Genomic DNA, 12,430 nt, shown 5'->3' with positions numbered 1-12,430 from the left:
GAATGATACCAATGGGTTGTCACTCGCAAGGAACCTGCAATGAAACGCACCTACTCCCATATCGACATGGATGAAAGACGCAAGATCGCCCGCTGGCGTACGGCTGGCCTGACTGTTGACATCATCGCCGAGAAGCTTGGACGCCATCGCTCGACAATTTTCCGCGAGATCCGGCGCAATATGTTCATCGATGACGCGATCTCCAATCTGAACGGCTATTATTGTGTCACGGCGCATGACATGGCTTGCGAACGGCGGACCAAACTGCGCAAGCTGATGCGCTTCTCGCATGTCCGGCAATCTGTCATCGACCGGATCATGCACGGCTGGTCGCCACAGCAGATCGCTGGCCGGATGCGCCTTGAGCGGCATCCAGTGTCGGTTAGCCACGAAACCATCTACAAGTTTGCATACTCACCTGACGGCCAAGCGATCAAGCTGTGGCGGCACCTGCCGGAGCATCGAGCTCGGCGGCGACCGCGACATGCCAGACGCAAGCATGGCCAACGGTTTAGTCCGGAACTCAACATCCTGCGCCGCCCGGATGTGGTCGCCGATCGCAAGCAGTTCGGGCATTGGGAGTGTGACCTGATCCAGTTCCGAAAGAAGTTTGGAAAGGCCAACGTCACATCACTCGTTGAACGGGTCAGTCGCTTTGCAATCTTTCTGCGCAACAATGATCGGCAGTCTCGACCGGTCATGAACGGCCTTGTGCAAGCACTTCAGACCCTGCCCCACCTCGCCCGTCGTTCCATCACGTTCGACCGTGGCACGGAGTTCACCGACTGGCCTTACCTACAGGCGAGCATTGGCACCCAGACCTGGTTCTGCGACCCTCAATCGCCGTGGCAAAAAGGAACCGTCGAAAATACCAACAGGCGGGTACGGAAATGGCTTTCGAGAGAGGTCGATCCCTTATCCGTAACCGACGCGGATCTGATCGCGATCTGCAATCAGCTCAACGAGACGCCTCGTAAATGCCTCGGCTATCGGACACCAGCAGAGGTCTTCCGCAAGAAGCTGCTCGCACAACTAAGGCATACCGGATAGCTTCGTCCTGCCCGCAAGTCGCGCTTCAGCATGAACTCACATGATTTGAAGCCTGGAGATGGAGCGTTGAAACATCATCGTCCCATCCTTCGCCTCTTTCACGGCTTTATCATTCCGCCATGATAATCGAGCCGGTATGTCTCGACGTGTCCCCGGTAAATGCGCTCCAAGCCGGTGAAGGACTGGAACTCTCCGGCATTCGTGTCGACATAGACCAAATTCTCCACCGGGTGGGTGAAGCCGCCGAGAAAGCGGCCCTCACGATAGAGCGTGGAAAGCGACCTCTGGATGACCCTGCCGGCCGTGGCGCCATCGATCATGTCGGGCCGGAGGATGCGGCCGTAATAACTCATCGCCCACACCGCCGTTCCCTGATGCCAAACGACCTCCTGACCTATGAAATCGGTTCCCCCGAAATAGCTGTCGATATAGTGCCAGTCGCCGTTCCTATAACCGAGATCGTGCGATCCCTTGCGAGTGGGCGTCGCGGAGTTGTTGCCGCCGCCAACATACGTCGCGGACTTGGCCTGCACGATGAAATCTTCCAGCATGGGAAACCTTTGGGAAATAAGAACATAAAGTGAACATAGGTGATTTTTGGGATGTTCGCAAGTGCGCCCCTGCCCTGTGTCGAACCCGCATTTCAACAATGGCGGGCTTGGTAATCGCGGCGTTTGCGCTTAGAAGCATGGCAGGAATTATCCGAAAAGAGTGTCCATGCCGCAAAACCCGCAGATCTATGTCGATGCCGATGCCTGCCCCGTGAAGCCGGAGATTCTCAAGGTGGCGGAGCGGCATGGGCTGGAAGTGACCTTCGTTGCCAATTCCGGCCTGCGTCCGTCGCGCGATCCTATGGTAAAAAACGTCATCGTATCCGCCGGTTTCGACGCGGCGGACGACTGGATCGCCGATCATGCAGCCGAAAACGACATCGTCATCACCGCCGATGTGCCGCTGGCCGGCCGCTGTGTCGCCAAGGGTGCGCTGGTGACCGGGCCGACGGGCCGCGTTTTTGACCAGTCGAACATCGGGATGGCGACGGCGATGCGCGATTTTGGCGCGCATCTGCGCGAAACCGGTGAAAGCAAGGGATATAACGCGGCTTTTTCACCGCGCGACCGCTCGGCTTTTCTGGAGACGCTTGACCGTTTCTGCCGCCGTGTCAAAAAATGACGGCGACAACGGAGAGGCGCCACCCATGAACCCGGCCGCTATGAAAAGCAACAGCTATCGTCGCCATCAACCTTTCGTCATTGCTTTTTTGGTCGGCGCCGTGAGCCTTGGCCTGGCGCTGGTTTTTGCGCCGCCGCTGGCGATCGAGATCGCGGCCGTTCTGTTCTTCCTGACCTATCTCACCTTGATTGCATTTCGCCTGTCGGGGTTGACGGCGCAACATCTGAAGGCCCATGCCGATAGCGATGATCTGCCTGCGGTCGCCATCATCGCCGTCACGCTGCTTGCCGTTGCCGTCGCGGTGGTATCGCTGTTTCAGGCCCTCAATCATACGGGCGAAACGGTCTGGGCGCTGCTCATCGCCTTCGCCTCGGTGATCTTCGGCTGGCTGACCATACACACCATGACCGCCCTGCACTACGCTCATCTTTACTGGCGGCCGGCGATGGCCGACGGCAAGCCCCAGCATCGCGGCGGCATGGATTTTCCGGGGACGAAGGAACCCTGCGGCTACGACTTTCTCTATTTCGCCGTGGTGATCGGCATGACGGCGCAGACGTCGGATGTGGGCGTAACCACGACCGCCATGCGTAAGGTCACGTTGCTGCACTCCATCGTTTCTTTCTTTTTCAATACGGTTCTGGTAGCGGCGGCGGTGAATGCCGCCGTCTCGCTTGCGGGCTGAACCGATTTTCTTTTCAAGAGGACTGTCTTCATGAATATTATTTCGCAAAATACGGCCTTTGGCGGCATGCAGGGCGTGTTTTCGCATACATCGGAAACCCTGAAATCTGAGATGACCTTTGCGGTTTATGTGCCGCCGAAGGCGATCCATGAGCCCTGCCCGGTTGTCTGGTATCTCTCGGGCCTCACCTGCACCCACGCCAATGTCATGGAGAAGGGCGAATATCGCCGCATGGCGTCTGAACTCGAACTTATCATCGTCTGCCCGGATACCAGCCCGCGCGGCAATGACGTGCCGGATGAGCTGACCAACTGGCAGATGGGCAAGGGCGCCGGTTTTTATCTCGACGCCACGGAGGAGCCGTGGTCGGAGCACTACCAGATGTACAGCTATGTGACGGAAGAGCTGCCTGCCCTAATCGGCCAGCATTTCCGCGCGGATATGAGCCGCCAGGCCATTTTCGGTCATTCGATGGGCGGTCATGGCGCGATGACCATTGCGCTGAAAAACCCCGAGCGTTTCAAGAGCTGCTCGGCTTTTGCACCCATCGTTGCCCCCTCTTCCGCAGACTGGTCGGAACCGGCGCTGGAAAAATATCTCGGTGCTGACAGGACCGCATGGCGTCGCTATGACGCCTGCTCGCTGGTCGAGGATGGCGCACGGTTTCCCGAATTTCTGATCGATCAGGGCAAAGCCGATAGTTTCCTGGAAAAAGGCCTGCGCCCCTGGCTGTTCGAAGAGGCGATCAGGGGCACGGATATCGGCCTGACGCTGCGCATGCACGATCGTTACGACCACTCCTATTATTTTATCTCCACTTTCATGGATGACCATTTGAAGTGGCATGCGGAGCGGCTGGGGTAAGGATAGAAAGAAGGTTGGCGGCGCCCTTTAAGCGCCGCCGCTTCATATCTAACCTGACATTACGGGATACGGGCAATGACCTTGATCTCGAAATCGAAGCCGGCAAGCCAGTTGACGCCGACGGCGGTCCAGTTCGGGTAAGGCTTTTGGCTGAAAATCTCCTGCTTGACGGTCATGATCGTGCCGAACTGGTTTTCCGGATCCGTGTGGAACGTCGTCACATCCACAATGTCGTCGAAGGTGCAGCCCGCCGCCTCAAGCGTTGCCTTGAGATTTTCGAAGGCCAGCCGGACCTGTCGCCCAAAATCAGGTTCAGGCGTTCCATCGGCACGGCTGCCGACCTGGCCGGAAACGAAAAGAAGGTCACCGGATCGGATAGCTGCGGAATAGCCATGCTCCTCGTAAAGCGCATGCCTGTTAGCGGGGAAAATTGCTTCGCGTGCGGTCATTGTGAATCTCTCTTTTGGCTGGAGTGGTCATGGACGCGAGAAGCGTTGCTCTTATTCAAAGAAGGCTTCGGACGTCCATTTACATACGTTACGTATGCCAGATAATTACATACGCGTCGCATGTCAATTATATATACGCGACGTATGTGAGCTTAGAGGCACAGAAGATGCGCCCGATTGAAGCTTGAGATATTTCTGAAGCTGAGATGCGGACGAATAGCCGTCACGCCCTCGCCTTTTGTGTCCTGCTTATGGAAACAGAGCCGTCGCAAGCGTCGTCGGAGCGCGCCGGTTCAGCCTGAATTCGCGGATCACGCGTTCGGCGACGCCATAGGCAAGTTCCTGCTCTATTGACTGATCGTCGAAGCTGACGACGGTGGCGGTGAATTTGGCTTCTGCAATTACCTCTCCCGTCGCAACGGCGGCGGCGCGGACGATAATCTTGGCTGACGCCCTTTCCCCGAACAGGAAGGGACCGCGTGTAACGGATGCAAGTCGGATGGTCAGCACCACGCGCGGCCTTGTTTCTCCACGCGCCGTGGTTTTGATCGCATTTTGCACCTGCGCATGGATGGACTGCATCAGCGCCGGGGCGACATCCGGGCGTGCCGCGACGAACGCGCCGCGCACGTCATAAAGCAGCCGGTCGGTATTAGTCGCTTCCGGTTCCAGCCTGAAAGACATGAGCACGAAACACGCCAGCACAAGAATGCCAAGGCGTTTTAGCGTGGTAATCATGATCAGCGGCTCCCCTAACGTGAGGTAGCCACATGTTCGACGATCAGGGTTAGAAAAGCGTTAAGAGGCGCTCTTCAGCGACTCCAGAACATTGAGGGCCGCGCGCATGTCGACAAGCCTGACGGCGCGGCGCTCCAGCGCCTCCTCGTCCTCGCCCCATTGCTCGGCGGTCCAGTCCTCGTCCAGATGGGCGAGCGCCCATGTTTCTTCCAGCTTCAGCTGCCCTTCCGCGAGCGCCAGCGCCAAAATGGCTGAGCCGGTCAGAGACGTCATGGTGTGTAGAGCGGCAAGCGCAATCGGTGTGTCGTATTTCTTCAGCGTTACCGCAAAAGCGGCGATGGCTTCGCGCGGCTGGTCCTGATGCATCACGCCTTCTACGAGAAGGAAACGCGCGCCGAGCACATTGGCCGCCCAGTCCAGCACGGGATCCCAGTGGTCCGCCTGCCGCGCAACCAGCGCTTCCGGGTCGCCGGCCCTGTAGCAGAGGAGATCGGAAGAAGAAAAACGAAGTACGTCCTCAAAAACCGCCTGCGTGTCGTTGGCGACGCCATCAATGGCCGTGTTCACATGCCGAGAGACGGGCATGACCACCGGATTGACCACGTCTTTCTGGGCGTCCCATTCATCGCGAAGCAGTTCCGCCAGCGCACGCGTCGGGACGGTCAGCGGCTTCTTGGCTGGAGTGCGCAGCGGCTTGCCATCGAGAAGGATGGTAAAACCGCCCTCCTCCGCCCCGCCGAAGGTGACATCCTTGTAGAACCGCTTCGGCAGAGGCTTCTGCATCTGGATCTGCGCGCGCAGGATCGGGTCGGGATGGCTCAGGCCCTCCGAAAGGTCGTTCAGGAGATCACGCATGGCACGTCCTCGTCAGTCGGATAGAAAGGTTATTCAAGAATATCGGCCGGAACATAGGCCTGAATTTCGCGCGGGTGGTTGACCACCGCATCGGCGCCCGCCTTCCAGAGATCGTCGACCGAGGCATAGCCCCAGGCGACGCCGATTGCTTTTGCGCCCGCAGCCTTGGCCATCTGCATGTCGTAAATCGCATCGCCTATTACGACAGTATCGGCCGGAACCATGCCGGTTTCATGGCAGCATTCCATCACCATGGCCGGATGCGGCTTGGAGGGGCAATCATCCGCCGTACGCGAAACGATGAAGTGATCGGCAAGGCCGTGGGTCTGCAGTATATGGGTAAGACCGCGCCGGCCCTTGCCGGTCACCGCCCCGATCAGCACATCGTCACGTTTCGAAAGCGCATCGATCAGCGGGGCGATACCGTCGAAAAGCGGCACGGTCATTTCCGAGCGCTCCCGCAGGGGATGATAGATTTCCCTGTAGCGTTCTGTCATCGCCTGCGCCTCGTCATCCACATGTGTCTTGCCGAGCATGCGGGCGATGGCAATATCGAGCGTCAGTCCGATGATCGCCTTGGTTTCGGAGATATCGGGGCGCGGCTTGCCGAAATCAGCGAAAGTGTCTGCCATGACGGCATGGATCAGGCCGGCGCTATCCACCAGCGTTCCGTCGCAATCGAAAAGAACCAGTTTCATGGGCTGTCAGTCTTCCCTATCGCCATCGGCCACGTCGAGACCGAGCAGGTTCCAGGTTTGCACCATATGCGGCGGCAGGGGTGCGCTGACCCGAAGCCGGCCGCCATTCGGATGCGGAATATCGATGTGGCGCGCATGCAGATGTAGGCGCTTCTGGATGCCGCCCGGAAAATCCCAGTTCGGATCGTCGATGTAATATTTGGGATCGCCGATGATCGGGTGGCCCATATGCAGCGCGTGCACGCGAAGCTGATGGGTGCGGCCGGTATAGGGTTCCATTTCCAGCCAGGCGAGATTCTGCGCGGCGGTATCGATGACGCGGTAATAGGAGACGGCGTGATCGGCCCCCTCCTCGCCATGGATGGCGATACGCATACGGTCGCCATCCATCGTCTGTTCCTTGACGAGCCAGGTGGATATCTTGTCCTGATGTTTGCGGGGCACGCCCTTGACCAGTGCCCAATAGGTCTTCTTGGTGTCGCGCTCGCGGAAGGCGGCGGTCAGCTTCTGCGCAGCGCCGCGGGTGCGGGCAACCACCAGCACGCCCGACGTGTCGCGGTCCAGGCGGTGTACCAGACGCGGCTTTTCGCCCTTCTGGTTGGTCCAGGCTTCCAGCAGCCCGTCAATATGGCGAGTGACGCCGGAGCCGCCCTGCACGGCGATGCCGGCCGGCTTGTTGAAAACGAAGACCTTGTCGTCTTCATGCAGCAGCATGCGCGCGAGAAGCTCCCCATCTTCGGAATGTTTGAGATCCTTCGATCCGATCGGGCCGCTTTTGACCTTGAGATCGGAATCGACCGGCGGAACGCGCACCATCTGTCCCGGCTGCACGCGCGCATCCGTCTTCACCCGGCCGCCGTCCACACGCACCTGGCCGGAGCGCAGAAGCTTCTGCAGCTGCCCGAAACCAAGTCCCGGATAATGAATCTTGAACCAGCGATCGAGGCGCATACCGGCCTCGTCGGCCCCGACCTTGATGTGCTCGATACCTGCCATGAAATTTCCAGTCTTTCTGTCCTGATCGCGCGCCCTGTTCGCCAGCGCGCCGTTTGGACCAAGCCTTTAGAACAAACTGCGGCCCAAGGCCAGCCCGGCGAAAACCGCAGCGATGGAAACCACAAGGCTTGCAAGCACGTAAACGGCGGAAAGCCCGAGTGTGCCGCGTTCGAACAGCGAGACCGCATCGAGCGAAAACGACGAGAACGTCGTAAAGCCGCCGAGCACGCCGGTGACGAGAAACAGGCGCATTTCCATTGACGCGTTCAGCCGTCGCGCCACCAGCTCCACCAGAAAGCCGATCATGAAAGAACCTGCCACGTTGACAGCCAGCGTTCCCCACGGGAAGTGCGCTCCCGCCAGCCGAACGCTCCAGACGCCGACGAGATAACGGAAGACGGAACCGATTGCGCCGCCTGCTGCGACAAGAGCGATATTGATCATGGGATGATGTCTCCGGGAGTTGCCGGACCGGGCAGTCCGACGCATTTCTAGACCAAGGCAACCGCTGGCGAAACCCCCTCGTCGGCTGCTTTCATCGATTAAAATACGATTAAATTGCAGTGTCGCGATTTAGCCTTCCAACAAGATGCGAGTGCTAATATTCGGTTTTCAGGGTCGCCAAGATGACCGGGGGTTGGATGACACAGGTTCTTTCTGTTTCTGCGAATACGGCAGCCTACGCGCTGGAAGCCGTGAAGCCGTCGCAGCGCGCTCCGCGCAAAACCGAAATCGAAGACGCCATTCACGAATTGGCACGCAAGGCCGAACGTGGAGAGGACTTCCAGCTTCGCGGCATGATGACGGCAATCAAGCCGCCGGCCTTGGCACTCTATTTCCTGACGGTTGCCAGCCAGCGCCAGGAGCAACAGGCAACGCTGGAACAGGCCCAGCAGGCATATGAGGATAATGAAGGAAATAAATTTATTTAATATCACGTGTTTATAATAATTTCCGTATCCATTTTATGATAAATTTCCGTATCCATTTTATGATATATGTCAGTTTGATTTCACGCGTTCAGGTTGCCGTCAGTTAGATTTCCTAATCCTCCGACATCCACTGGAGGAACATCATGACATCATTGATCCGTTACGCCACCGTCTTCGCAGCAGTGCTGACAGTCTCTGCGCCGGCTTTTGCTGCCACCACCATCAAGGTAACCGAAGGCGGTGAAGGCGGAGGTCCCATGACGCTCGTCTTGGACCAGAAGACGGTCAAGGCAGGGGACGCGGTATTCCAGGTCCATAATGACGCAATGAGCGAACAGCACGAGATGATCCTCGTAAAGCTGAAGTCGGCCGATGAGAAAATCCCTCTCAACACAGCCAAACATCGCGTCGATGAAAAGCAGTTGAAGAGCCTTGGCGAGGTGGCAGACCTCAAGCCCGGTGGCGATGGGCAGTTGAAGGCGAAGCTGACGCCCGGGGCCTATCTTCTCTTCTGCAACATCAAGGGTCACTACGAAGCAGGCATGCAGGCCAGGCTAACCGTTACAAAATAAGAATGGCCGACTAACTGAGGCTGCCGGATGGGTATTGCGTTCCGGCAGCCTCTTTTTATCGTCAGTTGTGCTGGTGTTCGCCCTTGGCCTCACCGCCCTTGGCTGCGCCCGTCGAGAGGGTAATCTCGACTTTACCGGCCTTCTCAAAGACCAACGTCACCGGCACCTTGTCGCCTTCGGCAAAGGGTTTCTTCACATCGAAGAACATCATGTGCAGGCCGCCGGGCTTCAGTTCCACCGTCTGGCCGGCGGGAATGACGATGCCGTCATCCAGCTTGCGCATTTTCATGACGTCGTTGACCATGGCCATCTCGTGGATTTCAGCGCGACCGGCGGAAGAGGATTCGACCCCAACCAGCTTGTCGTCGCTGTCGCCGGTGTTCTTGATGGTGACGTAACCGCCTCCGACCGGCTGGCCCGGTAGCATCGCCTTGGTTGCGCCATCGGATACTTCGAGGTTGCCGGCCTTCACGACATCCATATCCATGGCCATGGCGGAATGATCGTGCCCACCGGCATGTTCCGACTTCGCGGTTACCTTGATGGTCGGCGCCGGGCTTTTCAGCGAATGCGGATCGACACCGGCGGCTGCGACTTCATCCCAGGAGACCTTGCCCTTGTCGTCGCAAAGCTGCGTCACCTTGAACGGCAGGTCCTGCCCCACTTCAACGCCGGAGATTTTGCCCTGCACGGCGAAGGTGTCGTAGAACTCGTCCGGCAGGTTGCCACCTTTCCAGCGGATCTCGACCGGTCCGCTTTTAATCTCCTTGCCGTGGTTCTTGTAGGTCTTCTGGTAGTCGCCCTTGATGATTTCCAGTTCCCAGCCGGCCTTGGGCTGCGGCTTGGCGGAAATGAATCCTTCCGGCAGCTTGATCTGAACTTCGGTCGTGGCGAGCCCGCCGTCGCAGCCATGCGGCACCTGGAGGGCCGCGACGACGGTGCTTTCCTGTTCGGCCGAACCGTCAACGAAGGTGGCGTGGGCGAAAGCCTGCGCGGTCGATAACGAAGCGACGAAAAGGCTGCATGTGATGATCTTGGTAGTTTTCATTTGCTTGTCCCTGCGACTGCTCTCCCTCTGGGTCCGCGCAGCCGCTCCGTGCCGCCAAAGGCGGCGATGATACCGTAAAACGAATAATCAGTCGGACAGGGTTGGCGGGCCGCGCGCGGCGGGTTTCTGGATCGTCAGCACGGAGCGGAAGCTCCATTCCGAAGGCAGGCGATTGTCGAGCCAGGCAAATTCAGTCCTCAGCCAGCCAGCCGTATCGGGCGTCGGCAGAAGAATGGACGAGGCCAGGAGGCAGGCCTCGCAGAACAGGATGGCGTCGCGGGAATGGGCGGGGCCTTCCTTGGTATGGGAAGCGTTGACGCCGTCGCTATGACCAAAACAGATTTCCGCCAAGGTGCCGTCCGGCAGCCGGTAACTCTCGTCAAGGACAACCTGAGAGCTGAGGGCAAGCGCGGGCTTGTGGGCAAAACCGAGCGACAACATCAGGGCAGCGCAGAAAATGCGAAGCATCTTCTCCAATTCTGCCAGCCGTCTCTTTCGATCTGTATCCATACTCTACGCGATATCTCGCTTTCCTGCCGATTTCAAAGGGGAATTTTGCCGCAGGCTCGATAGTTGCGAGGGAACAATCAATGCAAGCCGGCATTTTTCTGCTGGAGCCATCGTTTCAAAGGAGGCAACCATGCCAGCCAAATCGAAAGCCCAGCAGAAAGCCGCGGGTGCAGCTCTCGCCGCCAAACGCGGCGAAGTGAAAAAATCAAGTTTACAAGGCGCTTCAAAAAGCATGGAGAAGTCTATGACAGAAAAGGAACTTGAGGATTTTACCTCGACGAAACGGAAGGGCTTGCCGGAGAAAAAATCCGATTAGCATTGCATCTTTACGCTGGCCGAATCCCGGTCGCTGAAACGCATCTGCAAACCTTTCGACGAGACGGCTGCTATGACGATGGCGCAGATGGAGCAAGAATCTGTTCAGATGCGTCATTTGGTCCTTGCCAATAGCCGGGCTTCGAAGATAATGAGCGTCGCATCATCGTTGGGAGAAACCGCTTCACTGCGGTGCCGAAGGAGCAACCGCCCCGGAAACTCTCAGGCAAAAGGACCAGCGGTGACGACGGAACTCTGGAGAGAAGCCACCTTGATCTAAAGGACGGCTCGCCGAAGGGATAACAATCTCAGGCGACAAGGACAGAGGGGGCTCTTGAACCGGCGCTTCGCGCCATGACCTGAGCCCGCGCGATATATCGCGCAACCCTGGAGGCGTCCTTGGACGATACCGCCGCGCTGAAAACCACGCCGCTGCATTCCCTGCACCTATCGCTTGGCGCCCGCATGGTGCCCTTTGCCGGTTACGACATGCCGGTGCAATATCCGACCGGTGTGTTGAAGGAGCATCTTCAGACCCGCACCTCCGCCGGCCTGTTTGACGTGTCCCATATGGGCCAGGTGATCGTGAAGGCGAAGTCCGGCAACAATGAAGATGCCGCGCTCGCCCTCGAAAAACTGGTGCCGGTGGATATTTTCGGCCTGAAGGAAGGCCGGCAGCGGTACGGTTTCTTCACCGACGAAAACGGCGGTATCCTCGACGACCTGATGATCACCAATCGCGGCGATCATCTTTTTGTTGTCGTAAACGCCGCCTGCAAGGATGCCGATGTTGCCCATATGAAGGCGCATCTTTCCAATGCTTGCGAAATAACGCTTCTCGATGACCGGGCGCTGATCGCGCTTCAGGGACCGCGCGCGGAAGAGGTGCTGGCGGAGCTTTGGACAGGCGTATCCGACATGAAATTCATGGATGTGCAGGAAGTGCCGTTGCATGATGTGCCCTGCATCGTCTCCCGCTCCGGTTATTCCGGCGAGGACGGTTTTGAAATCTCCGTGCCTGTGGACAAGGCAGAAGAGATCGCCAAGGCCCTGCTCGAACATCCCGATTGCGAAGCCATCGGGCTTGGCGCGCGCGACAGCTTGCGTTTGGAAGCTGGCCTTTGTCTTTATGGCAACGATATCGATACCACGACCTCCCCCATCGAAGCCTCGCTCGAATGGGCGATCCAGAAGGCGCGCCGCGCCGGCGGTGATCGCGAAGGCGGTTTTCCGGGGGCGGAACGCATTCTTGGCGAACTCAAGGACGGCACATCGCGCCGGCGTGTCGGTCTGAAGCCGGAAGGCAAGGCCCCGGTGCGTGGCCATTCGAAGCTTTTTGCGGATGCCGAAGGCAAGACGGAAATCGGTGAAGTCACCTCAGGTGGTTTCGGCCCCTCGGTCGAAGGTCCCGTCGCCATGGGTTACGTGCCAACGGCTTACACAGCTCCCGGCACGGTGATCTTCGCGGAAGTGCGTGGCAAATATCTGCCCGTCACGGTCGCCGTCCTGCCCTTCATCAAGCCCACTTATAAACGCTAATCCTCA

Annotated in this window: 17 protein-coding genes and 1 riboswitch; of the genes, 8 read left to right on the top strand and 9 right to left on the bottom strand. The window is 58.3% G+C overall.

Features of this window, described 5'->3' with window-relative positions; genetic code table 11:
• Nucleotides 1-39 precede the first annotated feature (39 nt).
• On the top strand, nucleotides 40-1,050 hold the full coding sequence (locus PL599_RS10730; RefSeq protein ID WP_269823950.1) for an IS30 family transposase: 1,011 nt from the start codon (nucleotides 40-42) through the stop codon (nucleotides 1,048-1,050).
• A gap of 98 nt (nucleotides 1,051-1,148) precedes the next feature.
• Here PL599_RS10730 and PL599_RS10725 read toward each other — a convergent pair whose 3' ends face one another.
• Nucleotides 1,149-1,601: a DUF5680 domain-containing protein gene (locus PL599_RS10725; RefSeq protein ID WP_269823951.1), complete on the bottom strand. Its 453-nt coding sequence runs from the start codon at nucleotides 1,599-1,601 to the stop codon at nucleotides 1,149-1,151.
• A 166-nt stretch (nucleotides 1,602-1,767) separates the two neighbouring features.
• Here PL599_RS10725 and PL599_RS10720 point away from each other — a divergent pair, with 166 nt between their 5' ends.
• The 3 genes from PL599_RS10720 to fghA are packed head-to-tail and all read left to right on the top strand — an operon-like array spanning nucleotide 1,768 to nucleotide 3,772.
• Nucleotides 1,768-2,223, top strand: a complete 456-nt coding sequence (locus PL599_RS10720) for a YaiI/YqxD family protein (protein WP_077982316.1) — start codon at nucleotides 1,768-1,770, stop codon at nucleotides 2,221-2,223.
• Between the two features lie 25 nt (nucleotides 2,224-2,248).
• Nucleotides 2,249-2,908 carry a DUF1345 domain-containing protein gene (locus tag PL599_RS10715; protein ID WP_077982317.1) on the top strand — a complete coding sequence of 220 codons (660 nt, stop codon included), beginning with the start codon at nucleotides 2,249-2,251 and terminating at the stop codon, nucleotides 2,906-2,908.
• 30 nt (nucleotides 2,909-2,938) lie between these two features.
• Nucleotides 2,939-3,772, top strand: coding sequence for an S-formylglutathione hydrolase (gene fghA, locus PL599_RS10710; RefSeq protein ID WP_269823952.1), 834 nt, complete (start codon nucleotides 2,939-2,941; stop codon nucleotides 3,770-3,772).
• Nucleotides 3,773-3,831: 59 nt separating this feature from the next.
• Here fghA and PL599_RS10705 read toward each other — a convergent pair whose 3' ends face one another.
• From PL599_RS10705 to crcB, 6 genes are all read right to left on the bottom strand, one after another.
• The gene (locus PL599_RS10705) at nucleotides 3,832-4,221 is read right to left on the bottom strand and encodes a RidA family protein (protein ID WP_142912207.1); all 390 of its coding nucleotides are present in this window, start codon (nucleotides 4,219-4,221) and stop codon (nucleotides 3,832-3,834) included.
• Between the two features lie 249 nt (nucleotides 4,222-4,470).
• The gene (locus PL599_RS10700; protein ID WP_269823953.1) at nucleotides 4,471-4,959 is read right to left on the bottom strand and encodes a hypothetical protein; all 489 of its coding nucleotides are present in this window, start codon (nucleotides 4,957-4,959) and stop codon (nucleotides 4,471-4,473) included.
• 60 nt (nucleotides 4,960-5,019) lie between these two features.
• Nucleotides 5,020-5,814 carry an ATP12 family chaperone protein gene (locus tag PL599_RS10695; RefSeq protein WP_269823954.1) on the bottom strand — a complete coding sequence of 265 codons (795 nt, stop codon included), beginning with the start codon at nucleotides 5,812-5,814 and terminating at the stop codon, nucleotides 5,020-5,022.
• 29 nt (nucleotides 5,815-5,843) lie between these two features.
• Complete coding sequence (locus PL599_RS10690; protein WP_077982321.1) at nucleotides 5,844-6,512, bottom strand: HAD family hydrolase; 669 nt, start codon at nucleotides 6,510-6,512, stop codon at nucleotides 5,844-5,846.
• A 6-nt stretch (nucleotides 6,513-6,518) separates the two neighbouring features.
• Complete coding sequence (locus PL599_RS10685) at nucleotides 6,519-7,508, bottom strand: RluA family pseudouridine synthase (protein WP_269823955.1); 990 nt, start codon at nucleotides 7,506-7,508, stop codon at nucleotides 6,519-6,521.
• Nucleotides 7,509-7,574: 66 nt separating this feature from the next.
• The gene (gene crcB, locus PL599_RS10680) at nucleotides 7,575-7,952 is read right to left on the bottom strand and encodes a fluoride efflux transporter CrcB (RefSeq protein ID WP_269823956.1); all 378 of its coding nucleotides are present in this window, start codon (nucleotides 7,950-7,952) and stop codon (nucleotides 7,575-7,577) included.
• A 197-nt stretch (nucleotides 7,953-8,149) separates the two neighbouring features.
• On the opposite strand from crcB, the gene PL599_RS10675 reads away from it, so the two are divergent.
• Together PL599_RS10675 and PL599_RS10670 are read left to right on the top strand one after the other, a co-directional pair.
• Nucleotides 8,150-8,440: a hypothetical protein gene (locus PL599_RS10675; RefSeq protein WP_269823957.1), complete on the top strand. Its 291-nt coding sequence runs from the start codon at nucleotides 8,150-8,152 to the stop codon at nucleotides 8,438-8,440.
• A gap of 143 nt (nucleotides 8,441-8,583) precedes the next feature.
• Nucleotides 8,584-9,012 (top strand): plastocyanin/azurin family copper-binding protein, encoded by a 429-nt coding sequence (locus tag PL599_RS10670; protein WP_269823958.1) that lies wholly within the window; start codon nucleotides 8,584-8,586, stop codon nucleotides 9,010-9,012.
• 61 nt (nucleotides 9,013-9,073) lie between these two features.
• On the opposite strand, the gene PL599_RS10665 is transcribed toward PL599_RS10670, so the two are convergent.
• On the bottom strand, nucleotides 9,074-10,060 hold the full coding sequence (locus tag PL599_RS10665; protein ID WP_269823959.1) for a copper chaperone PCu(A)C: 987 nt from the start codon (nucleotides 10,058-10,060) through the stop codon (nucleotides 9,074-9,076).
• 87 nt (nucleotides 10,061-10,147) lie between these two features.
• Complete coding sequence (locus tag PL599_RS10660) at nucleotides 10,148-10,528, bottom strand: hypothetical protein (RefSeq protein WP_269823960.1); 381 nt, start codon at nucleotides 10,526-10,528, stop codon at nucleotides 10,148-10,150.
• Between the two features lie 172 nt (nucleotides 10,529-10,700).
• Here PL599_RS10660 and PL599_RS10655 point away from each other — a divergent pair, with 172 nt between their 5' ends.
• Both PL599_RS10655 and gcvT read left to right on the top strand, forming a co-directional pair.
• Nucleotides 10,701-10,886: a DUF3008 family protein gene (locus PL599_RS10655; protein WP_269823961.1), complete on the top strand. Its 186-nt coding sequence runs from the start codon at nucleotides 10,701-10,703 to the stop codon at nucleotides 10,884-10,886.
• Between the two features lie 159 nt (nucleotides 10,887-11,045).
• A riboswitch (glycine riboswitch) is annotated at nucleotides 11,046-11,133 on the top strand.
• A gap of 151 nt (nucleotides 11,134-11,284) precedes the next feature.
• Entirely contained in the window at nucleotides 11,285-12,424 is a 1,140-nt protein-coding gene (gene gcvT / locus PL599_RS10650) for a glycine cleavage system aminomethyltransferase GcvT (protein ID WP_269823962.1), read from the top strand.
• Nucleotides 12,425-12,430 lie beyond the last annotated feature (6 nt).

The sequence above is a fragment of the Agrobacterium sp. ST15.16.055 genome (assembly GCF_027956555.1).
Classification (GTDB): domain Bacteria; phylum Pseudomonadota; class Alphaproteobacteria; order Rhizobiales; family Rhizobiaceae; genus Agrobacterium; species Agrobacterium salinitolerans.
The sequence above is the reverse complement of the archived record's forward strand: the minus strand, read 5'-3'. Positions and strand labels throughout refer to the sequence as shown.

Bases quoted from the DNA above. Each gene is read 5' to 3' on its own strand.
- PL599_RS10730 (WP_269823950.1), top strand. From the start codon at position 40: ATGAAACGCACCTACTCCCATATCGACATGGATGAAAGACGCAAGATC.
- PL599_RS10725 (WP_269823951.1), bottom strand. From the start codon at position 1,601: ATGCTGGAAGATTTCATCGTGCAGGCCAAGTCCGCGACGTATGTTGGC.
- PL599_RS10720 (WP_077982316.1), top strand. From the start codon at position 1,768: ATGCCGCAAAACCCGCAGATCTATGTCGATGCCGATGCCTGCCCCGTG.
- PL599_RS10715 (WP_077982317.1), top strand. From the start codon at position 2,249: ATGAACCCGGCCGCTATGAAAAGCAACAGCTATCGTCGCCATCAACCT.
- fghA (WP_269823952.1), top strand. From the start codon at position 2,939: ATGAATATTATTTCGCAAAATACGGCCTTTGGCGGCATGCAGGGCGTG.
- PL599_RS10705 (WP_142912207.1), bottom strand. From the start codon at position 4,221: ATGACCGCACGCGAAGCAATTTTCCCCGCTAACAGGCATGCGCTTTAC.
- PL599_RS10700 (WP_269823953.1), bottom strand. From the start codon at position 4,959: ATGATTACCACGCTAAAACGCCTTGGCATTCTTGTGCTGGCGTGTTTC.
- PL599_RS10695 (WP_269823954.1), bottom strand. From the start codon at position 5,814: ATGCGTGATCTCCTGAACGACCTTTCGGAGGGCCTGAGCCATCCCGAC.
- PL599_RS10690 (WP_077982321.1), bottom strand. From the start codon at position 6,512: ATGAAACTGGTTCTTTTCGATTGCGACGGAACGCTGGTGGATAGCGCC.
- PL599_RS10685 (WP_269823955.1), bottom strand. From the start codon at position 7,508: ATGGCAGGTATCGAGCACATCAAGGTCGGGGCCGACGAGGCCGGTATG.
- crcB (WP_269823956.1), bottom strand. From the start codon at position 7,952: ATGATCAATATCGCTCTTGTCGCAGCAGGCGGCGCAATCGGTTCCGTC.
- PL599_RS10675 (WP_269823957.1), top strand. From the start codon at position 8,150: ATGACACAGGTTCTTTCTGTTTCTGCGAATACGGCAGCCTACGCGCTG.
- PL599_RS10670 (WP_269823958.1), top strand. From the start codon at position 8,584: ATGACATCATTGATCCGTTACGCCACCGTCTTCGCAGCAGTGCTGACA.
- PL599_RS10665 (WP_269823959.1), bottom strand. From the start codon at position 10,060: ATGAAAACTACCAAGATCATCACATGCAGCCTTTTCGTCGCTTCGTTA.
- PL599_RS10660 (WP_269823960.1), bottom strand. From the start codon at position 10,528: ATGCTTCGCATTTTCTGCGCTGCCCTGATGTTGTCGCTCGGTTTTGCC.
- PL599_RS10655 (WP_269823961.1), top strand. From the start codon at position 10,701: ATGCCAGCCAAATCGAAAGCCCAGCAGAAAGCCGCGGGTGCAGCTCTC.